Origin of the sequence: Rhodococcus sp. IC4_135 (assembly GCF_011602025.1) — a bacterium.
Classification (GTDB): Bacteria; Actinomycetota; Actinomycetes; order Mycobacteriales; family Mycobacteriaceae; genus Rhodococcus_F; species Rhodococcus_F baikonurensis.
In genome coordinates this window covers 83192-105983 of record NZ_JAAOLG010000018.1, presented here as the reverse complement: position 1 = coordinate 105983, position 22792 = coordinate 83192, and the positions used below count along the sequence as shown (strand labels likewise).

Sequence of the window (22792 nt, the reverse complement as noted above, 5' to 3'; positions counted from 1 at the left end):
GCTCCGGCGGTGTGCCCCAACCCACGAGCGTCCGGTGACCCTGCACACAATCCGTCCGGTTCGTTTGGCGAAGAACCCGAAACCATCGCGCCATCGCGTCGATAAATGCGCCAGCCACGACCCGCACAAACACGGCCGACAACGCAAGAACCGCTAATGTCGTTATGTGTCTGCAACCCAACGTGCTCGCTCCGGGGTACCGCTGGACAAGCGATCGCTCATCGTGACCGTCCCCGGCCTGCCCTGGTGGGGAGTGATCCTGCTTGCTGCCGGTGTCACCGCCGTCGGCGTACTGATCGATGCCACCGGAGGCGGCGGAGAGCTCACCGCGGTGTTCTCGACGTTCTACTTCCTTGGCTGTCTCTTCGCTGTGGTTGCCGCTTCGAACAAGGCTCTCTTCACCGCGATGGCCCAACCGCCGTTGCTGCTCTTCGCTGCGGTGCCGATCGGGCACACGCTCATCGGCAAGGACAACAGCACCGCACTGCGCGACATCGCGATCAACATCGCGTACCCGTTGGTCAACCGCTTTCCGATCATGCTGGCAGCAACCGTCGTCGTGCTGATCATCGGCGGTTTCCGGTACTTCCTGCTCAATCAGCGTCCCACCGGGCCTGCGCGCTCGACCCGCTCCCGCCGCTCGGCGGCCGCCACTCGTGACTCCTCTGCGGCTGCAACGCGAGAACAATCCGCACCCGAGACCGGGCGTCGCCGCAGAGTCTCGGACGCACCCGTCCCCGGGCCCCCGCGCCGCCGCGCCCCCGAAGTGGACGAACAGCCTGCCTACCGAAGCGCTCCCCGGCGCGAACCGATCGAAGACGAGCGCCCTCTGCCGCCCCGGAGAAGCCCAGTGCCACCCAGGGTCGATCGCACACACCAACCGCCAACGCGTCGCCCTCAGCCGGACAGTCGGCCGGTGGCAGACGACGACTACCCGTCGTACGGTCGCCGCCGGGCGCCCGAGCCCACTCCGTCGCCCAGGCGTGAGGAGCGGATGGAGCCCTTCTTCGCTTCGGGTGACGACGTATCGCCGCCGCTGCCCCCGCGCCGCCGCCCACCCGGAGTCGATCTTCCGGCGTATCCGCCGCCGCGAGTTCGGTATCGCGATCGCGAAGAGCCCTGACAGACGAGCCCGGTACCAAAAAAATGCGGGGCACCTTCCAGATGGAAGGTGCCCCGCATTTTTTGTGCTGTTCTAGGACGTGCGCGCTGCCCGCAATTCGCGGGGAAGAGCGAACACCAGAGTCTCGTTGGCTGTGGTGACGGGCTGAACGTCGTTGTATCCGTGCTCGGCCAGAAGCTCGATCACGCCACGCACGAGCACCTCGGGTACTGATGCACCTGACGTGATGCCCACTGTCTGGACACCCTCGAGCCACGCGAGATCGACCTCACGGGCGTAGTCGACCAGGTACGACGCGGCAGCGCCCGCTCCGAGCGCGACCTCGACCAGGCGAACCGAGTTGGACGAGTTCCGTGAACCCACCACGATCACGAGGTCGCACTCGGGGGCCATCGCCTTGACCGCGACCTGACGGTTCTGCGTGGCGTAGCAAATGTCGTCGGACGGCGGGTCCTGAAGATTGGGGAAGCGCTCGCGCAGGCGTGCGACGGTCTGCATCGTCTCGTCGACGCTCAGTGTGGTCTGGGAAAGCCAGATGACCTTCGACTCGTCGCGCACCGTGACCGCGTCGACCGAATCCGGGCCGTCGACGATGGTGACGTGATCGGGAGCCTCACCTGCGGTGCCCTCGACCTCCTCGTGGCCTTCGTGGCCGATGAGCAGAATGTCGTAATCGTCGCGAGCGAATCGCTTTGCTTCCTGGTGCACCTTCGTGACCAGGGGGCACGTCGCGTCGATCGTGCGCAGGTTCCGCTCGGCAGCCGAATCGTGGACGGCCGGAGACACACCGTGTGCCGAGAACACGAGGAGTGATCCTTCGGGAACCTCGTCGGTTTCGTCGACGAAGATCACGCCTTGATCTTCGAGCGTCTCGACGACGTGGCGATTGTGGACGATCTCCTTACGCACGTAGATGGGTGCGCCGTGCTTCTCGAGCGCCTTCTCGACGGTCTCGACCGCACGGTCGACGCCGGCGCAGTAGCCGCGAGGCTCGGCGAGGAGCACACGCTTGGCGCTGCCCTTGCGGGTGGACGGCGAATCAGCCGAGTGCGCGATACCGAGATTGAGAGGAACAGCCGAAGACATGTGACCAGCCTACTGGCACGTCGAACGTGAGACACTCCGGCAAACGTGAACACCTCGGTTCAGTGCCTTGATCGACGTTTCTCAGCACCCCGATCGACGGTTGCGAAGTGAACGAGTCCGGCCGTCACAGGCAAGTCGGCTACCGATTGTCGGTGCTTTGCGGCAAGCTGTGGGAATGATCCGACCACCGTTCGTGGCGCGCGTTGCCGCGGGACTCGCTGTCACCGCGATGGAAGAGGCAAGGAAGTTGCCCACCACCGCTGTCGCCCTGCCGATGACCGCCGTGAGCCAGATGCTGCAGACAAGCATGCGCGTGCAGCAGTCGATCACCTCGCTGGCGATCAAGGGCGATCAGGCATTTGCACTGATCAACTGGTCTTCCGAGGACGAACAGCCCGAGTGGGCGGTCTTCGACGACGACGTCGACGCTCCCGCGGACTCGGCACCTTCCACCGGATCGACCACCGCTGACACCCCGACCAACGCCGGACGCTTCGCGCTCTACTCGCTCGAGCCGACTGCCCCCATCGAGGAGCCCGCACCCGTCGCCGAGTCCGAATCCACGGCAGCTACGACGGACAAGCCTGCCGAAGAGCCCGAGATCGTCACAGAACTCGACTACCCCAACCTCACACTCGCACAGCTCCGTGCGCGCATCCGGACGCTCAGCATCGACGAGCTGACCGCCGTCCTGGACTACGAGAATGCGACGCTCGCCCGCGCACCGTTCCAGACCATGCTCACCAACCGCATCACCACAGCCAAGGCAAAGTGACTTCCGCAACGCCCCCCGCTTCATCGCAGCGATCGTCCGGCGCCAGCAGCGCTGAACAGCCGTGGCCGGTCCGCACGGTTTCCGCCAAGGTCGCCGGCTGGATCGATCGACTCGGCAGCATCTGGGTCGAAGGTCAGATCACCCAGATCAATGCACGCCCCGGCACCCGAACGGCCTTTCTCGTTCTGCGTGATCCGTCGGCAGACATGTCGCTGTCGATCACATGCTCACCGCAGTTGTTGCACAACTCTCCGGTGCCGTTGACCGAGGGCTCGCGTGTCGTGATGTTCGGCAAGCTCTCGTTCTACACCGGACGTGGAACGGTGTCGTTGCGTGTCACCGAGATTCGCGCCGTGGGTATCGGTGAACTCCTGGCCCGCATCGAGAGACTGCGTGCCTTGCTCGCCGCCGAGGGCTTGTTCGATCCGAGACTCAAACGGCCGCTTCCGTTTCTGCCCGGCACGATCGGCCTGATCACGGGCCGAGCGAGTGCGGCCGAGAAGGATGTCGTCTCGGTCGCCCATCGTCGTTGGCCTGCCGTGGCGATCGCGGTGCGTAACACCGCGGTTCAGGGCCCGACTGCCGTTCCCCAGATCATCGAAGCGCTGAAGGAACTCGACGCCAACCCGGTAGTCGACGTCATCATCCTCGCTCGCGGCGGCGGTAGCGTCGAGGATCTTCTGCCGTTCTCCGACGAAGCACTGTGCCGCGCCATCGTGGCCTGCACGACGCCGATCGTCAGTGCCATCGGCCACGAGCCGGACAGCCCGCTCAGTGACCACGTCGCCGACCTGCGCGCAGCCACACCCACCGACGCGGCCAAGCGCGTCGTACCCGACGCGGTTGCGGAAGCTGCTCTGGTTGCGGATCTTCGTGACCGCAGCGCTGCGGCACTGCGCAGCTGGGTCAAGCGTGAGTCTCATCTGATCGAACAGTTGCGCACTCGACCGGTCATGGCATCACCGCTGCTCGCGGTGGATCGCCGCGCCGAAGAGGTCGAACGGCTCCAAGCCGCCGGACGACGCGATGTGACTCGGTTGATCGACTCCGAGTCCCGAACGATCGAGCATCTGCGCGCCCGGCTCACCACGCTGGGCCCCGCCGCGACGCTGGCCCGCGGATACGCAGTCGTGCAACGTGTTGTCGCCGACGGCGATCCGGAGGTTCTGCGCTCGGTCGAGGACGCGCCACCCGGTACCCAGATTCGAGTTCGACTTGCAGACGGCGCCGTTCGCGCCGCAGTGATGGGAAGAGAAAAATGAGCAACGCCACCGATACCGACATCAACGAGCTCGGCTACGAAGCCGCCCGCGACGAACTGGTGAGCGTCGTGAAGATTCTCGAACAGGGCGGTCTGGACCTCGACGCGTCACTCTCATTGTGGGAGCGAGGCGAAGCGTTGGCCAAGCGCTGTGAGGAGCATTTGGCGGGCGCCAGGGCCCGCGTCGAAAAGGCTCTGGCCGAAGCGGACGAATAACGTCCGCTCCGACCGCAGAACCTATGGCGTGATCGGCTGCGCTGCGCCGACCTTCTCGGCAAGAATCCGGAACTCTTCCGGCGTCGCCGCGCCCGTGAGCAACAGGCGAACGTCCCCGACGTCGGTGACCCAGATCGACTCGACGCCTTCGCCGCCGAAGACGTTCCACGTATCGGCACCGACGGTCTCGACTCCGGTCGCGAATCGCTGTCCACCGGCAACGTGTGACACCAACGGGAATTCCTCGGCGTTGCTCTGTGTCAGCTGGATGTAGCGACCACTGGTCGTGATGAATCCCACAGTGCTCGAATCTCCTCCGCCGTCGCCGGAGATGATTTTGCGACTGCCGGAGTTCGGCGTCCACCCGTCCGGAACACCGGGATTACGGATGGGAAATCCGAGTTCCTTCGCGTCGTAGTTCAGAGCTGCGTCCACGTCGACGCTCGGGATAGGCCCCTGCGTCGGGCCGCCAGGACTGAACGTGCACTGGCTGGCGATGCCCGCAATGATGATGCAGAACAGCACCAACGGTACGAGAGACCAGACCATGTCTTTGTTGTCTTCGAGAATGCGGGGTTTCTTCGATGCCACACCCCCAGTATCCAGGTACTCCGCAGTAGATACGATTCCCGGTCCCCCTCGAGCGAGACAAAACGTCTCTGCGGCGACCCGACAGCGCACGTAGCCGCTCCCATCTGGGACAATGACGCCTGAAGAAACCACTGCGTCGACACACCCCGTCGACCGCGACCGCGCCAGGAGGCACCGCACATGACGGCCAGCAGCACTCATCGTGAGACCCCGGACCGTAACCTCGCACTCGAATTGGTCCGAGTCACCGAAGCCGGTGCTATGGCTGCCGGCCGCTGGGTAGGCCGCGGCGACAAGGAAGGCGGCGACGGAGCAGCCGTCGACGCAATGCGTCAGCTCGTCTCCTCGGTCTCGATGCGCGGCATCGTCGTCATCGGTGAAGGCGAGAAGGACGAAGCGCCGATGCTGTTCAACGGCGAAGAGGTCGGAAACGGCGACGGCCCCGACTGTGACTTCGCCGTCGACCCGGTCGACGGCACCACCTTGATGTCCAAGGGCATGCCCAACGCCATCTCTGTTCTGGCTGTTGCCGAGCGCGGCGCGATGTTCGACCCGTCGGCCGTGTTCTACATGGAGAAGATCGCCGTCGGGCCGGATGCCGCAGACGTCATCGACATCAGCGCGCCGATCGCCGAGAACATCAAGCGCGTGGCCAAGGTCAAGAAGGCGTCGGTCTCCGACATCACGATCTGCATCCTGGACCGCCCGCGTCACAACCAGCTGATCCAGGACGTGCGCGACACCGGCGCTCGTATCCGTCTGATCTCCGACGGTGACGTTGCCGGCGCGATCGCCGCAGCGCGTCCGGAGTCCGGCACCGACATGCTCGTGGGCATCGGCGGAACGCCCGAGGGCATCATCGCCGCAGCGGCCATGCGCTGCATGGGTGGATCGCTGCAGGGCAAGCTCGCTCCCACCGACGACGAAGAGCGTCAGAAGGCCATCGACGCCGGTCACGATCTCGATCGGATCCTGACCACCGAAGATCTCGTCTCGGGCGAGAACGTCTTCTTCTGCGCCACCGGCGTCACCGACGGTGACCTCCTGCGCGGCGTCCGCTACTACGGCGGCGGCGCCAGCACGCAGTCCATCGTGATGCGTAGCAAGTCCGGCACCGTTCGCATGATCGACGCGTACCACCGTCTCGAGAAGCTGCGCGAGTACAGCTCCGTCGACTTCGACGGCGAAGAGGGCGCGGTTCCCCCGACGTTCTGATGGGCTCCGCCCCGTGAGTGGTTAGGGAGTCCCTGCACTCCTTAACCGCTCACGGGGGACGTAGTCCCCTACCCGCCCTCCAAAAGTGGCAATGTGGAGCCATGACGGAGAGCAACGATCAAGAGTTCCGAATCGAACACGACACCATGGGCGAAGTTCGGGTGCCCATCGACGCACTGTGGCGAGCACAGACCCAGCGTGCAGTCGAGAACTTCCCGATCAGCGGGCGCCCGCTCGAGCGCACCCAGATCCGCGCAATGGGCTTGCTGAAAGCTGCGTGCGCGCAGGTCAACAAGGACCTCGGACTGCTCGACGCGGACAAGGCCGACGCAATCATCGCCGCCGCGAACGAGATCGCCGAAGGCAAGCACGACGATCAGTTTCCCATCGACGTCTTCCAGACCGGTTCCGGTACCAGCTCGAACATGAACGCCAACGAGGTCATCGCGTCCATCGCGAAGGCCGCCGGCGTGGACGTGCATCCGAACGATCACGTCAACATGTCGCAGTCCTCGAACGACACGTTCCCCACCGCCACTCACGTCGCAGCTACCGAGGCAGCAGTCACCGATCTTGTTCCGGCACTGGAACATCTGCATGCTGCGCTTGCCACGAAGGCGACCGAGTGGAAGACCGTCGTCAAGTCCGGACGCACTCACTTGATGGATGCTGTGCCGGTCACACTCGGTCAGGAGTTCGGCGGTTACGCACGTCAGATCGAGGCCGGCATCGAGCGCGTCAACGCAACACTCCCCCGCCTGGGCGAGCTTCCTATCGGCGGAACCGCAGTCGGCACCGGCCTCAATGCTCCGGATGGATTCGGCCCCAAAGTTGTTGCCGAGCTGGTCAAGTCGACAGGCGTCGACGCCCTGACTCCGGCGAAGAACAGCTTCGAAGCGCAGGCCGCGCGTGACGGACTGGTCGAGGCATCGGGCGCGCTGCGCACCATCGCCGTCTCACTGACGAAGATTGCCAACGACATTCGGTGGATGGGATCGGGTCCGCTGACCGGGCTCGGCGAGATCGCACTCCCCGATCTGCAGCCGGGTAGCTCGATCATGCCGGGCAAGGTCAACCCCGTCCTGCCGGAGGCAACCACTCAGGTTGCGGCGCAGGTGATCGGTAACGACGCCGCGATCGCGTGGGGCGGCGCTGCCGGAGCATTCGAACTCAACGTCTACATCCCGGTCATGGCGCGCAACCTGCTGGAGTCGTTCACCTTGCTGGCCAACGTCTCTCGACTGTTCGCGGACAAGTGCGTCAGCGGCCTGGTCGCGCACGAGGAGCACCTCAAGACGCTCGCCGAATCGTCGCCGTCGATCGTGACGCCCCTCAACTCGGCGATCGGTTACGAGGAAGCCGCAGCTGTGGCGAAGCAGGCACTGAAGGAGAAGAAGACGATCCGCCAGGTCGTCATCGAGCGCGGACTCGTGCCCGACAAGCTGAGCGAGGAAGAACTCGACAAGCGTCTCGACGTTCTGGCAATGGCGAAGGTCAAGGACTGAACAAATAAAAGGGGTGGCGGTTTCCACGTCGGAAACCGCCACCCTTTTCGCTAGGCCGTGGTGGTTGCCCGCCACTCGTCGGTGCGGTCGGGGCTCGCCTCGGCCAATGCCTTCAGTGTCGCTTCGCGATCGAAGTCCTTGCCGTACACGGGAGTTCCGGGCTGCTGACGCCAGGAGTCGTCGATCGTTCCCGCATCGACGGGATCGAAGCCCAACTGGTTGATCAGATCGAAGACGACCTGCTTGTTCGCGTCGTCGTCGCCGGCGACGGGTAGCGCAATGCGCCCCTCTGCACCTTCGGGAAGCCCCTTCTCGAGGAGATGCTTCCACCAGATTCCGTTGAACGCCTTGAATACCGGCACACCCAGGTGCTCCTGCACCCATCCGCTTTCGGTCTGTCCGTCCTCGATGGCGGAGATCAGACCGTCACGCTGCTGCGGGTAGTAATTGTTGGTCTCGATGACCGGGGCACCGGCGACCGCACCGCTGAGGATCCCCGCCGGCAGATCAACCACGTTCTTCTGCGGAATGCTCACGATGACCAACTCGGCACCCTCGGCGGCCTCGGTGCTGCGGACTGCCTTCGCGCCCGTCTCCGCTTCCAGTTCTGCAAGCGTGTCCGGTGTCCGCGAGTTCGAGACGCGCACGTCGTGACCGAGCGCAGCGAGCCTACGTGTGAGCGTGCCACCGATCTGACCGGCTCCGATGATTCCGATGCGCATGACCCTGCTCCTTCGTCGTGTGCAGTGGCGATCGCGCCACCGCTGCATTCGTCAACGACGAGGACGCACCGGGTCATTCCGTACCGACCATTTCAACTCCCGTTGATTCAATCGATTGACGTATCGAGTGCGAGTCTGATGCGAACGCTGACCGGATCGGTCTGCAATCCGCGAAAGGCAGAGGCCGTCAGTGCCGATCTGATCTTCCCCGACGCAAATGTCTTCACCCTCGCCGGGACGTCGTCGTCAGGCATGATCTCGGCCTGCCCGTCGATCCACTCGCCGCGGCGACGGATCCGAACCTTCGGCGTCGCAGAGATATTGGCACCCCAACCTGTGTCGATGCCATGCTGCGCAATGACCCACGCCTCGTCGCCGTCGTAGGTGATCGCGACGGGCACTCGGCGGGTCAGACCGGTTCTGCGTCCGACCGTCTCGATCTCGGTCATCAACGACGGCATCATGCCGATCCGATTCAATCCGGTGACCAGCGGATTGGCGAAATACTTCCCGACTGCAACTTCGATTCTTCTTTTTCGTGCAACTGACGTCGGTACCGGCATGTCGTTTCCTCTCCTCCGGAGCTGACACTCTCTCAGCAACAGCTCTATATCGCACGATATAACCACTGATCGCGGAGTTCTGCCACCAAGAATCTCTATCGATACCCACCACCTGCATACAACACTTGACTGTGTCTGTCGGTTACATCTAGTCTCAGATTCGTTCCTATACCGATCGACATACTGGGAGGCAGAGATGAACGCACCTCGAGACGCCTCGTCGCCATGACCGGCCCGCAGACGCGTTGTCCGATCGCCGCAGCGCGCCGCAAGTGGGGAGCACCAAAAGAATCAGCAGCACCAGATGAATCGAACCGCACCGTGATTGCATACGATGACGGGATGGCCGACTCCGATTCCCGCACTCTGATGCTGGTCGGCGCCATCAACGCCTTCCGCGAACACGGGATCGCCACGACCTCGCTCACAGAGATCGTCGAACGGTCCGGGGCGCCCCGCGGGTCGGTCTACCACTACTTCCCCGAAGGCAAAGGACAGTTGGCCGGTGAGGCCGTCGCGTACTTCGGCCGGGGCATCAGCGCAGCCATCAGTTCGATGATCGCTCAGTCTTCCCCACCGGAGATCATCGACGCAGTTGTCACGATTTTCCGAAACAGCTTGGTGGAGAGCAATTTCACGTCCTCCTGTCCGGTCGCGGCCGCGGCCGTCGAGGGCTCGTCGACACCGGCCGCGCTAATTGCAGCCGGCGAATCCTTCACTTCGTGGGAATCGCTTCTCACATCGTTCTTCTGGCAGCAGGGACAGCCGTCCGAGACTGCAGCACAGTGGGCAACCGTCGTGATCGCGTCGATCGAAGGCGCAACCCTGATGGCAAAAGCCCAGCACACCACAGCGCCTCTCGATCGCATCGGCGCTCACCTCAAGGCACTGGTCTCAGCCCCGAGCTGACTGACCACCTACTTCCAACCGCTGCTGCCGTTCGCGCAGGAGCAGAGATGGCGTACAAACATGTCTCACACACTTGCACCGGCGCCCTCGGCGCCCATGATGACCAAGTCCCGTTTATTCGCTGCGCTGATCTTCATCTGCCTCGCCGAACTCCTTGTCGTGCTGGACAACACAGTGGTCAACGTCGCGCTGCCGACGATGAGCGTCGACCTGTTCGCCAGCGTCAGCGACCTGCAATGGATCGTCGACGCGTACACGTTGACCTTCGCCGGGTTCCTACTCACTTTCGGCCACTTGGGTGACCGCTTCGGACGCCGCCGAGTGATGATCATCGGTCTGATCGGCGTCGGCGCGATGTCGCTCGTCGGCGCTTTGGCTTCCAACCTCGAACAGGTGATCATGGCGCGCGCTGCCATGGGTGTCTTTGCCGCGGCAGTCTTTCCGGCAACTCTGGCCATGATCACCAACATCTTCACCGACGCCAGAGAACGGGCCATCGCCATCGCGGCCTGGACCGCAATGGCCGGCTTCGCGATTGCCATCGGCCCGACGGCGGGCGGCTGGCTTCTCGAGCACTTCTCCTGGCACTCGGTGTTCTGGATGAACGTTCCGGCAGCGTTGTTGGTCATCGTCGGTGTGCTGCTGGTTGTTCCGGAATCGAAGGCGCTCCACGTCGGCCGATTCGATTTCGTCGGAACAATCTTGTCGCTCCTCGGCATCGTCATTCTGGTGTGGACCATCATCGACGCACCACATCGTGGATGGGTGTCGACGTTCAGCATCACGGGATACCTCTCCGCGACAGTGCTGTTGGGCGCATTCGTCTTCTGGGAACTGCGCACCGATGCACCGATCCTGAACATGAACCTCTTTCGGATCCGACGTTTTTCGTTCCCCGCCTTGGCAATTGCGGTGAGTTACTTCAGCATGTTCGGATTCTTGTTCCTGATCACACAGTACTTCCAGGGAGTCCGGGAGTACTCGCCGCTCGAATTCGGCATCCACTCTTTGCCTTTCGCTGCAGCTGTTGCCGTGGGCGCCCCAGTCGCCACCTTGGCGGCACAGAAACTCGGCACGACCGCAGTGATGGTGTTCGGCCTCCTCGTCCTCAGCGGCGGGATGTTCCTGGCGGGTCGGACGACCGTCGAGACGCCCTACCTCGGACCCGTCGTGATCTCGATGGTGCTCATGGGTCTTGGCCTCGCAATTGTCCAGGGACCGGCAACCGACTCCATCATGTCCTCGGTGCCCCTCGACGAAGCCGGCGCAGGTTCGGCAGTCAACGACACGACGCGTGAGCTGGGCGGGACCCTGGGCGTCGCCGTCATCGGCTCGATCGTCGCCTCGTACTACACGTCCAAGGTGGCTCCGATCGTCGACGCTATTCCCGACGCCGTGATGTCGGCACAGGAGAAGGGCTTCGCTCGGGAGTCCGTGCTCAGCGTCATCGAGATCCGCTCCCGCGACATCAGTCCGCTCTTCGAGCAGCAGAAGGACAGTCTGATCTACACGATGAAGACTGCATGCCTGGAAGGCTTCGCCATCGCGTCGTACTTCACGGTCGGCGCGGCACTGATCACCGCTCTGCTGGTCGCGTTGTTGCTTCCCTGGAAGCCGGTCACGGAAGGCTCCATTCTCGGCAGTCTGACAACCAAGACCCCGAAGTAGTTACAAGGTTTCCCGATTTGTCCCACTATCAGCCCACGATTCCCGATACTGGATTGACCGAGTGGTACCGACGACAGCCCTGCTAGGGAGAATCTCGTGTCCATCACCAGTAGAAACAGCTCGCTTCTGTCGGCAGCGGCGGTTCCGGTAGTACTGACAGTCGCCCTGCTCGCCGGATGCTCGTCCGATTCAGACACCACCTCAGCGCCCGGGCCGGTCGTCAGCGACGCCAGCCCGGGTCTGGACGCCGGGGTGCCGATCCCGGACGGGCAAATCGACGACGCGGTCGGGAAGCTCGACGGCCTCGCGAACGATCTCATGGCAAGTTCCGGTGTTCCCGGCATGGCTGTGGCCGTGGTGCACGGAGGTAAGACTGTGTATGCAAAGGGATTCGGGGTTCGCGAGTTGGGTAAGAGCGCCACCGTCGATGCGGACACCGTGTTCCAACTGGCGTCGGTGTCGAAATCGGTAGGGGCCACGGTGGTCGCCCACGAAGTCGGAATCGGGACCGTCGACTGGGACACTCCGGTGATCTCGAAACTTCCGGGGTTTACGCTTGCCGATCCGTGGGTGACCGACCACCTCACGATCTCCGATCTCTACACGCATCGGTCGGGATTACCGGACCACGCCGGCGACGGGCTGGAGGACCTGGGCTACAACCGGGGCCAGGTGCTCGAGAAACTTCGCCAGCTACCGCTCAATCCGTTCCGAATCACATACGAGTACACGAACTTCGGCGTCACAGCCGGCGCGGAGGCCGTTGCCGCTGCGGCGGGCACCGATTGGGAAACGCTGTCGCAGAACACGATCTACGGTCCGCTCGGTATGACGTCGACGTCTTCGCGGTTCGCCGATTACCAAGCCCGAGAAAATCGAACAGTGGGCCACATTCTCGAAGACGGAAAGTACGAGGTAGGGCCGGTTCGGGACGCCGACGCCCAATCCCCCGCCGGTGGAGTCAGCTCCTCGGCGAACGACATGGCCAAGTGGTTGGACATGGTGCTGTCGGGTGGTCAGTATCAGGGGCAGCAGATCGTTCAGACAGATGCGCTCGTGCCCGCGGTCAACCCGGAGATCGTCTCGCGCCACGCGCAGGAAATCGGGGAACGCTCCGGCTTCTACGGCTACGGGTTCAACGTTTCCGACAGCGCCGCGGGCCGTGTCACCGCCAGCCATTCCGGCGCCTTCCTGGTCGGAGCCGGGACGAATTTCGTGACGATTCCCTCCGCTGACGTCGGCATCGTCGTTCTGACCAACGGCACGCCCACCGGCGTCGCGGAGACCTTGACCGCCGAGTTCGCCGACCTGGTGCAGTTCGGAAAGATCACCCGCGAGTGGCGCCCGCTCTACGAAGCGTCGTTTGCCTCACAAGCCGATCCCGAGGGCGAACTTGCCGGGAAGACACCGCCGGCCTCCCCCGCTCCTGCACCACCGACAAACCAATTGACCGGCGACTACGGCAACCCGTACTGGGGTCCCGCACTCGTGACGCAGCAGAACGGTGCGCTGACCTTGACCATGGGTCCCGCGGCCGTGACGTACCCGCTGACCCACTGGGACGGAAACACCTTCACGTTCTCGCTCAGCGGCGAGAACGCACCGGCCGGGACGGTCTCGAAGGCCACCTTCGACGGAAACTCGCTAACCTTGGAGTACTTCGATCACGATCATCTCGGTACCTTCATCCGGGCAACACCGGCCGAATAATCAGCCAAGGACACCCCATGAGTAGTTCGACAGCCACGGTGAACGCAATGTTCGCGGCCCTCACCGATTTCGACGTGGACGCCGCAGCCGAATTGATGACAGACGACATCGTCTGGCAGAACGTCTCGCTCCCCACGCTGCGAGGCAAGAAGACCGTCGTGCGAGCGCTACGGCTGGTCACCAAGCCTTCACTGAAATTCGAGGCGGAGATGCACCACATCGTCGGCGACGAGACCACGGTGCTCACCGAACGCACCGACATCCTCACCGTCGGACCGCTGCGCATCGAATTCTGGGTGTGCGGAACCTTCGAACTGCGTGACGGCAAGGTCTCCGTCTGGCGGGACTACTTCAGTCTGCGAGACGTCGCGTGGGGCGTGGTGACCGCGGTCGGCCGTGCAGTCGTCGGGAGCGGGACACGAAGTAGGCTTGCTCCGGCCTGAAAACACCTGCCGAAAGCGAGCGAACCTCCCATGTCCGAGAACACCACGCCTGACTCCTTCGACGCCGGCTTGGCTGTGCGAACCGAAGTCATGGGCGCCGATTTCGTCGACGCAGCTTTCGAGCGCACCCGCGGCACCGACAGCGAAGAACTGCAGAACTTCGTGACGGCCAACGTCTGGGGATCGGTGTGGACGCGCCCGGGACTCGATCGTCGCAGTCGCAGTCTGATCAATCTGGGGATGCTGATCGCGTTGCGCGCCGAGAACGAACTGAAAGGCCACGTACGCGGGGCACTGCGAAACGGCTTGACGCGCACCGAGATCGTCGAAACCGTGATCCATGCGAGCGCGTACTGCGGCGCGCCGGCGGGGCTGGCGGCGATGCGTGTGGTGCAGGAAGTTCTCGACATCGAACTGGGACCGCTGCAAAACTGAAACAACTTCGAACCCATACATCTCCCCGTGCAGACCGAAGTCCGCACGGGGAGATCGCTTCTCAGGAAGTGGGGCCGAACTCCTCGAGCATGTCGGTCACCAACTCGGCGATCGGTGAACGCTCACTGCGCGTAAGCGTGATGTGTGCGAAAAGCGGGTGCCCCTTCAGCTTTTCGATGACGGCCGCAACTCCGTCGTGCCTGCCCACTCGCAGGTTGTCACGCTGCGCGACGTCGTGAGTGAGCACCACCCGCGAGCCGGTTCCCAGACGAGAAAGCACTGTCAGCAGAACATTTCGCTCGAGTGACTGCGCTTCGTCGACGATCACGAACGAATCGTGCAGCGACCGACCGCGAATATGCGTCAGCGGCAACACTTCCAGCATTCCGCGGGCGAGAACCTCTTCCAGAACCTCGGGTGAGGCCAACCCGTCCAGAGTGTCGAAGACGGCCTGAGCCCACGGGCCCATCTTCTCACTCTCACTACCGGGAAGGTAGCCGAGTTCTTGTCCGCCAACGGCATACAGCGGACGGAAGACGACAACCTTCCGCTGAGTACGGCGCTCGAGAACGGCTTCCAAACCTGCGGTCAGAGCCAAGGCCGATTTACCGGTGCCCGCCTTACCGCCGAGCGAGATGATGCCGATACTCTCGTCCATGAGGAGATCGAGCGCAATGCGCTGCTCGGCGGAGCGCCCGTGCAGCCCGAACGCCTCGCGCTCGCCGCGCACCAACTGGATGCGCTTGTCGGGAGTCACCCGACCGAGAGCGCTCGACGACCCACCCAACAGGCGAAGACCCGTGTGACACGGCAGATCTCGCGCTTCGTCGAGGTCCAGGAATCCCTCGTTGAACAGCTCGTCGATGTCCGTCGACGCGACGTCCAGTTCGGTCATGCCCGTCCAACCGGAGGGCACGACGTCGTGAGCGTGGTACTCGTCGGCAGGCAGTCCCACCGCGCCTGCCTTCACGCGAAGCGGAATGTCCTTGCTGACGAGGACTACGTCCTTACCCTCCGCCGCAAGATTCAACGCGCACGCCAGAATCCTCGAATCGTTACTGTCCGTGCGGAATCCGACGGGCAGGACTGCAGGGTCGGTGTGATTGAGTTCTACCTGCAGTGTCCCGTTCTCGGTGCCGATCGGCACCGGACGGTCGAGTCGGCTGTATTCGATCCGGAGATCGTCGAGCATGCGGAGCGATTCTCGGGCGAACCATCCCAGTTCGTGGTGGTGTCGCTTGCCTTCGAGTTCGCTGATCACGACCAGTGGGAGAACCACGTGGTGTTCGGCGAATCGTGTGACAGCCCATGGATCGGACAGTAGTACCGAGGTATCCAAGACGTACGTGCGAAGTGCATCTCCCGAATGATTCCCGGCTGATAGATCAGCCCGGGCCGAGTGGGCAGAGACGGAGCGTGATGCAGTCACGTTGGGCTCCTAGGTCTGCGCGGCACCCGCGCAAACTCAGCTCGCTGGGCCGGACGGCTCTGGTGTCAGGTGACGCTGTGTCAGCTGATACAAGGGCCGGGCGCCGGCCCTCTCGTACTGAGTGTTTCAGTCACGATCAGAACCTCCCGCACAAGTAACTTCTGGTTACTCGTTACTGCCGACGGTACTGCGGATCGGACACTCGCGCCACGGAACGAGCCGCACATCTGGTGAACGCCAGGTAACAAAATGCCACTCGTGTGATTCAGCGTCACTCAGGACTCGATCAGACCCCACTTGGCAGCGCGCACCGCTGCCTGAACCCGCGAATTGGTTCCGGTCTTGACGAAGATGTTCTCGAGGTGGGTGGCGACGGTGCGACGGCTGACGAACAACTTCTCGGCGATCTCGACATTGCCCGCGCCCCTGGCCACCAATTGCAGTACTTGGATCTCCCGCGGGCTGAGATGGACGCGATCGAGCGCCACCTGGTCCCCCACGACGCTCGAGCAGGCCGCGCTGGACGCCGCCACCACCTCGCGCACGCGATCGACGACGCCGGAATCCGCGAAGCTCATGTGCAGCAATCCGGTCACCTCACGGCCGGAGAACCCCAAAGCGACCGAAGCCCCCTCGGCGTACCCGGACGGCCGGAGAACATCGGTGACCATCTCGACCTGCTCGAATCGTGGCACGTCCTGCCAGAACACGGGCACGCCCGAAGCCTCGCGAATGATGCCGAAGAGATTGCGATCGGCCACGAAGTCGTCGAGCAGGAACTCGAGCACCCTGGCGTCGTATCCGGAACTCGCCAGAGCACGATGCCGTCCGCTCGACGGGTCTCGGTACGTGACCGCCGCAGCCGAGTACGCGAGTCCCCGTGCGCGGAGTTCTTCGGCGCACAGGCCGAGAATGCCGTAGGCCCCGGCCGCCGGCGATCGCGGCGCGAACATGTCAGGTCCGGCGCCGCGATCAGGCAGTACAGACGTCATCACACCAATCTAGCCAATCGTGTGAGCTAGGCCACCACCAGTGAATCGGCCGGCTTCTTGTCCGCCCAGGGACGCACCGCTTCGAAGTTCGCGGCAGTCCGTAGAACCAGTGCGTCCTGGCGGTGACGTGCGGCGATCTGCAGCCCCACCGGTCGACCGTCGGCGGTAAATCCGGCGGGCACGGTGATCGCCGGATTGTTGAGCATGTTGTACGGGTAGGTGAAGAGCCAATCGAGCAACTGCTCACGCAGCGACGCGCCTTCGAGCCACGACGGCGCGAACTGACTGAGCGGGAACGTGGCCGAAGCCAAGGTCGGCGAGACCAACACGTCGTAGTCGTTCATGAACGTGGTCCACGTGTCCCACATGACGCCGCGGAATGCGTCGGCCCGCCCGACGTCGACACCGGTGAGTCGCTCGGCCTCGTGCATGATCTCGATCAGGTTGTCGTCGACCTCGCCGCGCTGGTCCTCCCAGTCGAGCAAGTCGTATTCGGAAGCGAAACCGGGAACCCAGATGCCGTTCCACATCGACTCCGACGGATTTCCCCACTGCGGGGTCGCCTCGGTGATCTGGGCACCCAATTCCGCGAATGCCGACAACGCGTCGAGGCACACTGCCAGTACCTCCGGATCCACGTGGCCGAGACCGAGATTCGTCGACCACGCGACGCGAAGCCCCTTCACGTCGCCCTTCGATGCTTCGACATACGAGGTCTCGGCACGCTCGATCGAGAGCGGATCCGCATTGTCCGGCCCGGCCATGATGTCGAGCATGAGCGCGTTGTCAGCGACAGTCCTGGTGATCGGACCGTGGTACGCCCAGTTGTAGAAGCGCCCGGCCAGAATGGTCTGCGGGATGACGCCAGTGGTCGGCTTCAACCCGACGACCCCGCAGAGCGCCGACGGGATACGCACCGATCCGGCGCCGTCACTGCCCTCGGCAAGTGGCCCGAGGCCTGCAGCCACAGCAGCCGACGCACCGCCACTGGACCCACCCGCGCTGTTGCCGAGCTTCCACGGGTTGTGCGTCGGCCCGTACAGATGGTTGTCGGTGCCACCGTAGTAACCGCTTTCGGGAGTGTTCGTCTTTCCCAGGAACAGTCCGCCGGCGCCCCGCAGCCTGTCCACGACGACGGCATTTCCCGTGGCGATGTTGTCGGCCATCGGCTTCATCCCGAACGTGGTCGGCAACCCGTTCACTGCCGTCAGATCTTTGATCGTGAACGGAACGCCGTGCAGCGGGCCGAGTTTCTCGCCCGATTCCTGCTGTCGTGAGAGTTCGGCCGCGTCGCGGGTGACCTGCTCACGATCGAACTGCACTATCGCGTTGATCGACGGATTGACGGCGTCGACCCGCTGGATCATCGCTTCGGCAATCTCGTTGGGCGAGAGACTGTTCGACGCAACCGACGCCGCCATCTCGGTAGCGGAGAGCCAATGCAGATTCTGTTCGGTCATGGGGTTTCCTTCGCCGGAGGGGTGATGCTCTCAGGCTAGGAAGCGCCGAACTCGGCCACCATCGGTCATGTGACCGATGCCACAACTCCGTGAACCGCCCATCCATGAACACCGACGGCCCGGCCCCTCGAAAGGGACCGGGCCGTCGGTGAAGAAATTCCTAGACGTTCTTGCTGAGCAGGCCCCAGTTCTCGAGACCGTCGTAGAGCGGAAGGTCGAGAGCGAGCTTGGCCACACGCGCACGCAGCGCCGGCAGATCCGCGTTGCCGGCCAGAGCAGTACCGATGATGTCGGCGACCTCGGTGAACTCGGCATCGCCGAATCCGCGGGTGGCCAACGCAGCGGTACCGATGCGCAGACCGGAGGTGGTCATCGGCGGGCGGGGATCGAACGGAACAGCGTTGCGGTTGACCGTGATGCCGATTTCGTGCAGAAGGTCCTCACCCTGCTGGCCGTCGAGTTGCGAGTTACGCAGGTCCACGAGAACGAGGTGAACGTCGGTGCCGCCGGTCAGAACGCTGATGCCCTGATCTGCGACGTCCTTGTTGCCCAGACGCTCGGCCAGGATGCGCGCACCGGAAAGGGTGCGTGCCTGACGATCCTTGAACTCTTCACCGGCAGCGATCTTGAAGGTGACTGCCTTGGCCGCGATGGCATGCATGAGCGGACCGCCCTGCTGACCGGGGAAGACAGCGGAGTTGAGCTTCTTGGCCCACTCCTTCTTCGCCAGGATCAGACCGGAACGCGGTCCACCGAGGGTCTTGTGGACGGTCGAGGAGACGACGTCCGCGTACGGGACGGGCGACGGGTGCAGGCCGGCTGCCACCAGTCCGGCGAAGTGAGCCATGTCGACCCACAGGTACGCCCCGACCTCGTCGGCGATCGCACGGAACGCCGCGAAGTCCTGCTGACGCGGGTACGCGGACCAGCCGGCGACGATGACCTTCGGCTTCTCGGCGAGGGCGATCGAGCGCACCTCGTCCATGTCGATGCGGTGATCTTCCTTGCTGACGCCGTAGGACGCGACGTCGTACAACTTGCCGGAGAAGTTGAGCTTCATGCCGTGCGTGAGGTGACCGCCGTGTGCGAGGTCGAGGCCGAGCAGCTTCTCACCCGGGTTCATCAGAGCCATCAGGACAGCAGCATTGGCCTGTGCGCCCGAGTGCGGCTGAACGTTGGCGAACTCCGCACCGAAGAGTTCCTTCGCACGGTTGCGCGCAAGATCCTCGATGACGTCGACGTGCTCGCAACCGCCGTAGTAACGACGTCCCGGGTAGCCCTCGGCGTACTTGTTGGTCAGGACGCTGCCCTGAGCCTGCAGAACCGAGCGGGGAACGAAGTTTTCCGACGCGATCATCTCGAGCGTGTCGCGCTGACGAGCCAATTCACCAGCCATCGCCTCGGCGACTTCGGGATCGAGTTCGGCGAGTGATGCAGAGTTGACGTCGGAGCCGGGCACAGCGGTCATCGAGGAATCTCCAAGCTGGATGCGGAAACGAATGCGTCCAGTCTACGAAGTTCGCTCCCGCCGTCTCCACCCGGCACTAGGCAGCACGCAGAGAGCTGGGGACCAGCGGCTCGTCGAGCAGCCTGCGGAACCGTTCGGTGCGCTCTGCGCCCACCGGCACCTCGTCCAGCCAGCCCCCGAGCAGCCGGTATCCCTCGACATACGTGCTGGTGTAAGCGCGCCACAGCGGTGACGAGAGGAACTTGAGCGATTGGCGAGCGCGTTCCGGCGTCGACAGCGACCACCGTTCCAGGAAGAGGGCAACGTCGTCGAGGCTGCGCCCCTCGTCGTGCAACATCAGAGCGGCGTCCTGACGAACGCTCAGCAGTTGCCCCGACGCGGCGGAGAGCCGTTGCGCCTTGTCACCGTCGAAAGACAATCCGAGGTCGGCGTAGATTTCCTGCGCCCACAAACCCCAGTCCGGGCCGACTATCGCTTCGAGCGCCAGATCCGCGAGGCCTTCGGCCATGATGCACTGCGGCGTGTTGACCAGAAACAGCGTCTGCTCGAGTTGGCCGGTTCCCACGAGGCCGGCTTCCTTGCGGCAATGCTCGGTGTGATGGCCGGGGTAGGACTCGTGCGCGATCAGCCGCGGCAGGTTGGCCATGAACTGCGGCAGATCCGAATTGATCGCGACCTTGGAGCGGTAGTCACCGAGGTAGTAGTTGAAGCCGGACCACGGCTTGTCCCCCACCACTTCGTATTCGACGGTTTCCGACGCGGGGAGCCCGAAGGTGCCGCGAACCAGATCACGCAGCGCGCTCGACATCGCCTCGACGCACTCGTTCAGTCTCGCCGCAGGGATCTCGTCGGCCTTGCGATGCGCCTGCACCCGCTCGGCCAACGGTCCCGGACCGGGCAGAACTTCACCCATCAACCGGTGTGCGTCGCTGTAGGCATCCTCGTTTCCCTTGTCGATTCGTACGTCGAAATACGCCTCCACCTCGTCCACGAAGCCGATGTCCTCACCCGCGAACTTGCGCCCGGAGCATTCCAGGGCACGCAGGTGAACGTCGATGAAATGGGCGCGTTCGGCATTCAGACCACTTCCGGCCAGTTCGCCGCGCAATTCACGTGCCGTGCGGGCAAGTTCACGCGGATCGGGCTTCGGGGCACTCTCGACCTGCTTACGCAGCGCCGGGTCACCGGTGAACGCGTCGACGAACCCGTCTTCGAGACGGTCGAAACCCAGTCCGAGCAGCAGGTATTGGCGAACAAGTGTGTCTGGATCCATAACTACCGAGCCTAGTCGCTCGCTCCGGAATGCCACCCGGCGAAAGTCCCGGACGTGGCACCGAGCACAATCCGACTATGCACTCGGATCGTGCGCACACGCGCCTGGCTTGCTCGCATAGCTGTTTCGTCCGCCGGGCCCCGGGTTCACTACGCGCCGGTGAGCTGGGCTGATGGCGCGCACCAACGAATCGAGTCCCTACGTCGAGTTCGACCGCAAGCAGTGGCGGACACTGCGCAAGTCGACGCCATTGGTGTTGACCGAGGACGAGTTGTACGGCCTGCGTGGTCTCGGCGAGCAGATCGATCTCGAAGAAGTTGCCGAGGTGTATCTCCCCCTCGCGCGTCTGATCCACCTGCAGGTGGCGGCACGCCAACGACTGTTCGCGGCCACCGCGACGTTCCTCGGCGAGAAGCATCCGGATCGTCAGGTGCCCTTCGTCATCGGTGTGGCCGGTTCGGTTGCCGTCGGTAAATCCACGACGGCTCGTGTGCTGCAAGCCCTCCTGGCTCGCTGGGATCACCATCCGCGCGTCGATCTCGTCACCACGGACGGATTCCTCTATCCGACCAAGGAACTCCAGCGGCGAGGCATCATGCACCGCAAGGGTTTTCCCGAGAGCTACGATCGCCGCAAGTTGTTGCGCTTCGTCACCGAGGTGAAGTCCGGCGCCGAAGAAGTAGCAGCGCCGGTGTATTCGCACACCTCGTACGACATCATCCCGGGCCAGTACCACCTCATCCGCCAGCCGGACATCCTCATCATCGAAGGCCTCAACGTCCTGCAAACGGGTCCGCGTCTGATGGTCTCCGACCTCTTCGACTTCTCGATCTACGTCGACGCCCGGATCGAGGACATCGAAGCCTGGTACATCCAGCGATTCCTCGCGCTCCGCAATACGTCGTTCGCCGATCCCAGCGCTCACTTCCACCACTACTCGGGGCTCTCCGACCGTGACGCGACCATCGCGGCGAAGGAGATCTGGAACTCGATCAACCACCCGAACCTGGTGGAGAACATTCTTCCTACCCGCCCTCGCGCCACCCTGGTGCTGCGCAAGGACGCCGATCACACGATCAACCGGCTCCGACTGCGCAAGCTCTGAGTCCGCTCAGGCGCCGAACCGTCGGTGGCGCGCCGCGTAGTCACGCAAGGCCCGAAGGAAATCGACTCGGCGGAACTCGGGCCAGTACGCCTCGGTGAACCAGATTTCCGAATAAGCGCTCTGCCACAACAGGAATCCGGAGAGCCGCTGCTCGCCGGACGTGCGAATCACGAGGTCCGGATCGGGTTGGCCCGACGTGTAGAGGTGACCGTCGATGCCGTCGACCGTGACCGCCTGGATCAGTTCGTCTCCACCCAGCCCCTCACCGATCTTGTCGCGCAGGAGCGATTGGACGGCGTCGGCGATCTCCTGTCGTCCGCCGTATCCGATCGCGACGTTGACATGCGTGCCGGTTCGACCGCTGGTTCCGGCGGCAGCTTCGCGCAACCGCCTGGACTGCTCGGGTGGCAGAAGATCGAGGGCACCGACGATCTGCACACTCCAGTTCTTGCCGGGCCCGGAGATCTCTTCAACGACGTCGGTGATGATTTCGAGGAGGGTTTCGAGCTCTTCCGGCTCGCGGCGCAGGTTCTCGGTCGATAGCAGATAGATGGTTGCCATCTCGATCCCGGCGGCATCACACCACTCGAGCAATTCGGCGATCTTGAGTGCGCCCATGCGGTGCCCGTGACTGACATCGGTGAAGCCGTTCTCGCGAGCCCATCGCCGATTTCCGTCACACATCACGGCGACGTGCCGTGGGTGCGCGAGACCGTCGAGATGACTGAGGAGCCGTCGCTCGTAGATGCTGTACAGCAGTCCGCGCAGATTCACCGTGACATCACCATGGTGTCAAAGAGTACGCCCGCCGGTCACCGCCACATGCGAGCGCCGTCACGCTTT

General features: G+C 63.6%; 22 protein-coding genes. 12 read left to right on the top strand and 10 right to left on the bottom strand.

The window, feature by feature from the left end:
• Positions 1-166: 166 nt before the first annotated feature.
• On the top strand, positions 167-1123 hold the full coding sequence (locus G8767_RS25445) for a DUF6542 domain-containing protein (RefSeq protein WP_124567071.1): 957 nt from the start codon (positions 167-169) through the stop codon (positions 1121-1123).
• A 72-nt stretch (positions 1124-1195) separates the two neighbouring features.
• Here G8767_RS25445 and G8767_RS25440 read toward each other — a convergent pair whose 3' ends face one another.
• A complete protein-coding gene (locus G8767_RS25440; RefSeq protein WP_003945273.1) occupies positions 1196-2209 on the bottom strand; it encodes a 4-hydroxy-3-methylbut-2-enyl diphosphate reductase in 1014 nt (337 codons plus the stop codon).
• Positions 2210-2384: 175 nt separating this feature from the next.
• On the opposite strand from G8767_RS25440, the gene G8767_RS25435 reads away from it, so the two are divergent.
• Genes G8767_RS25435 through G8767_RS25425 form a run of 3 tightly spaced genes read left to right on the top strand, consistent with a single transcriptional unit; the run spans position 2385 to position 4461 of the window.
• Positions 2385-2984, top strand: coding sequence for a lipid droplet-associated protein (locus G8767_RS25435; protein ID WP_166812529.1), 600 nt, complete (start codon positions 2385-2387; stop codon positions 2982-2984).
• Positions 2981-4246: an exodeoxyribonuclease VII large subunit gene (xseA, locus tag G8767_RS25430; protein ID WP_003945258.1), complete on the top strand. Its 1266-nt coding sequence runs from the start codon at positions 2981-2983 to the stop codon at positions 4244-4246. The genes G8767_RS25435 and xseA overlap by 4 nt, the downstream gene beginning before the upstream one ends.
• The gene (locus tag G8767_RS25425) at positions 4243-4461 is read left to right on the top strand and encodes an exodeoxyribonuclease VII small subunit (RefSeq protein WP_003945276.1); all 219 of its coding nucleotides are present in this window, start codon (positions 4243-4245) and stop codon (positions 4459-4461) included. Before xseA ends, G8767_RS25425 begins: the two co-directional genes overlap by 4 nt.
• A gap of 21 nt (positions 4462-4482) precedes the next feature.
• On the opposite strand, the gene G8767_RS25420 is transcribed toward G8767_RS25425, so the two are convergent.
• On the bottom strand, positions 4483-5052 hold the full coding sequence (locus G8767_RS25420) for a DUF4245 domain-containing protein (protein ID WP_003945206.1): 570 nt from the start codon (positions 5050-5052) through the stop codon (positions 4483-4485).
• Between the two features lie 180 nt (positions 5053-5232).
• Between G8767_RS25420 and glpX the strand changes: the two genes are divergently transcribed.
• On the top strand, positions 5233-6267 hold the full coding sequence (gene glpX / locus G8767_RS25415) for a class II fructose-bisphosphatase (RefSeq protein WP_019744581.1): 1035 nt from the start codon (positions 5233-5235) through the stop codon (positions 6265-6267).
• Between the two features lie 101 nt (positions 6268-6368).
• Positions 6369-7772, top strand: coding sequence for a class II fumarate hydratase (locus G8767_RS25410; RefSeq protein ID WP_166812527.1), 1404 nt, complete (start codon positions 6369-6371; stop codon positions 7770-7772).
• A 50-nt stretch (positions 7773-7822) separates the two neighbouring features.
• On the opposite strand, the gene G8767_RS25405 is transcribed toward G8767_RS25410, so the two are convergent.
• Entirely contained in the window at positions 7823-8542 is a 720-nt protein-coding gene (locus tag G8767_RS25405; RefSeq protein ID WP_166812525.1) for an NAD(P)-binding domain-containing protein, read from the bottom strand.
• Between the two features lie 59 nt (positions 8543-8601).
• Positions 8602-9057 carry a nitroreductase family deazaflavin-dependent oxidoreductase gene (locus G8767_RS25400; protein ID WP_166812523.1) on the bottom strand — a complete coding sequence of 152 codons (456 nt, stop codon included), beginning with the start codon at positions 9055-9057 and terminating at the stop codon, positions 8602-8604.
• Between the two features lie 342 nt (positions 9058-9399).
• On the opposite strand from G8767_RS25400, the gene G8767_RS25395 reads away from it, so the two are divergent.
• From G8767_RS25395 to G8767_RS25375, 5 genes are all read left to right on the top strand, one after another.
• Positions 9400-9966, top strand: a complete 567-nt coding sequence (locus tag G8767_RS25395) for a TetR/AcrR family transcriptional regulator (RefSeq protein WP_124567074.1) — start codon at positions 9400-9402, stop codon at positions 9964-9966.
• A 96-nt stretch (positions 9967-10062) separates the two neighbouring features.
• Complete coding sequence (locus tag G8767_RS25390) at positions 10063-11634, top strand: MFS transporter (RefSeq protein ID WP_166812560.1); 1572 nt, start codon at positions 10063-10065, stop codon at positions 11632-11634.
• A gap of 96 nt (positions 11635-11730) precedes the next feature.
• Positions 11731-13344: a serine hydrolase gene (locus tag G8767_RS25385; RefSeq protein ID WP_166812521.1), complete on the top strand. Its 1614-nt coding sequence runs from the start codon at positions 11731-11733 to the stop codon at positions 13342-13344.
• A 17-nt stretch (positions 13345-13361) separates the two neighbouring features.
• Positions 13362-13787: a limonene-1,2-epoxide hydrolase family protein gene (locus G8767_RS25380; RefSeq protein WP_166812519.1), complete on the top strand. Its 426-nt coding sequence runs from the start codon at positions 13362-13364 to the stop codon at positions 13785-13787.
• Positions 13788-13817: 30 nt separating this feature from the next.
• Entirely contained in the window at positions 13818-14222 is a 405-nt protein-coding gene (locus G8767_RS25375) for a carboxymuconolactone decarboxylase family protein (protein WP_124567077.1), read from the top strand.
• Positions 14223-14283: 61 nt separating this feature from the next.
• Here the strand turns inward: G8767_RS25375 and G8767_RS25370 are convergent, their stop codons facing one another.
• The 5 genes from G8767_RS25370 to G8767_RS25350 form a co-directional block, all read right to left on the bottom strand.
• The gene (locus G8767_RS25370) at positions 14284-15651 is read right to left on the bottom strand and encodes a PhoH family protein (protein WP_003945274.1); all 1368 of its coding nucleotides are present in this window, start codon (positions 15649-15651) and stop codon (positions 14284-14286) included.
• A 275-nt stretch (positions 15652-15926) separates the two neighbouring features.
• Positions 15927-16643, bottom strand: a complete 717-nt coding sequence (locus G8767_RS25365; protein WP_124567078.1) for a LuxR family transcriptional regulator — start codon at positions 16641-16643, stop codon at positions 15927-15929.
• Positions 16644-16669: 26 nt separating this feature from the next.
• Positions 16670-18103, bottom strand: coding sequence for an amidase family protein (locus G8767_RS25360; RefSeq protein ID WP_166812517.1), 1434 nt, complete (start codon positions 18101-18103; stop codon positions 16670-16672).
• A 160-nt stretch (positions 18104-18263) separates the two neighbouring features.
• Positions 18264-19571, bottom strand: a complete 1308-nt coding sequence (gene glyA / locus G8767_RS25355) for a serine hydroxymethyltransferase (protein ID WP_003945195.1) — start codon at positions 19569-19571, stop codon at positions 18264-18266.
• A 76-nt stretch (positions 19572-19647) separates the two neighbouring features.
• Positions 19648-20844, bottom strand: coding sequence for a DUF885 domain-containing protein (locus G8767_RS25350; protein ID WP_166812514.1), 1197 nt, complete (start codon positions 20842-20844; stop codon positions 19648-19650).
• Between the two features lie 172 nt (positions 20845-21016).
• On the opposite strand from G8767_RS25350, the gene coaA reads away from it, so the two are divergent.
• On the top strand, positions 21017-21949 hold the full coding sequence (gene coaA / locus G8767_RS25345; protein WP_095972184.1) for a type I pantothenate kinase: 933 nt from the start codon (positions 21017-21019) through the stop codon (positions 21947-21949).
• A gap of 6 nt (positions 21950-21955) precedes the next feature.
• Here the strand turns inward: coaA and G8767_RS25340 are convergent, their stop codons facing one another.
• Entirely contained in the window at positions 21956-22723 is a 768-nt protein-coding gene (locus G8767_RS25340; protein ID WP_166812512.1) for an isoprenyl transferase, read from the bottom strand.
• Positions 22724-22792 lie beyond the last annotated feature (69 nt).

What these genes read in the sequence shown, in the direction of transcription:
- G8767_RS25440 (WP_003945273.1), bottom strand. Translation starts at nt 2,209, where the DNA reads ATGTCTTCGGCTGTTCCTCTCAATCTCGGTATCGCGCACTCGGCTGAT.
- G8767_RS25435 (WP_166812529.1), top strand. Translation starts at nt 2,385, where the DNA reads ATGATCCGACCACCGTTCGTGGCGCGCGTTGCCGCGGGACTCGCTGTC.
- G8767_RS25425 (WP_003945276.1), top strand. Translation starts at nt 4,243, where the DNA reads ATGAGCAACGCCACCGATACCGACATCAACGAGCTCGGCTACGAAGCC.
- glpX (WP_019744581.1), top strand. Translation starts at nt 5,233, where the DNA reads ATGACGGCCAGCAGCACTCATCGTGAGACCCCGGACCGTAACCTCGCA.
- G8767_RS25410 (WP_166812527.1), top strand. Translation starts at nt 6,369, where the DNA reads ATGACGGAGAGCAACGATCAAGAGTTCCGAATCGAACACGACACCATG.
- G8767_RS25405 (WP_166812525.1), bottom strand. Translation starts at nt 8,542, where the DNA reads ATGCAGCGGTGGCGCGATCGCCACTGCACACGACGAAGGAGCAGGGTC.
- G8767_RS25400 (WP_166812523.1), bottom strand. Translation starts at nt 9,057, where the DNA reads ATGCCGGTACCGACGTCAGTTGCACGAAAAAGAAGAATCGAAGTTGCA.
- G8767_RS25395 (WP_124567074.1), top strand. Translation starts at nt 9,400, where the DNA reads ATGGCCGACTCCGATTCCCGCACTCTGATGCTGGTCGGCGCCATCAAC.
- G8767_RS25390 (WP_166812560.1), top strand. Translation starts at nt 10,063, where the DNA reads ATGATGACCAAGTCCCGTTTATTCGCTGCGCTGATCTTCATCTGCCTC.
- G8767_RS25380 (WP_166812519.1), top strand. Translation starts at nt 13,362, where the DNA reads ATGAGTAGTTCGACAGCCACGGTGAACGCAATGTTCGCGGCCCTCACC.
- G8767_RS25375 (WP_124567077.1), top strand. Translation starts at nt 13,818, where the DNA reads ATGTCCGAGAACACCACGCCTGACTCCTTCGACGCCGGCTTGGCTGTG.
- G8767_RS25365 (WP_124567078.1), bottom strand. Translation starts at nt 16,643, where the DNA reads ATGACGTCTGTACTGCCTGATCGCGGCGCCGGACCTGACATGTTCGCG.
- G8767_RS25360 (WP_166812517.1), bottom strand. Translation starts at nt 18,103, where the DNA reads ATGACCGAACAGAATCTGCATTGGCTCTCCGCTACCGAGATGGCGGCG.
- glyA (WP_003945195.1), bottom strand. Translation starts at nt 19,571, where the DNA reads ATGACCGCTGTGCCCGGCTCCGACGTCAACTCTGCATCACTCGCCGAA.
- G8767_RS25350 (WP_166812514.1), bottom strand. Translation starts at nt 20,844, where the DNA reads ATGGATCCAGACACACTTGTTCGCCAATACCTGCTGCTCGGACTGGGT.
- coaA (WP_095972184.1), top strand. Translation starts at nt 21,017, where the DNA reads ATGGCGCGCACCAACGAATCGAGTCCCTACGTCGAGTTCGACCGCAAG.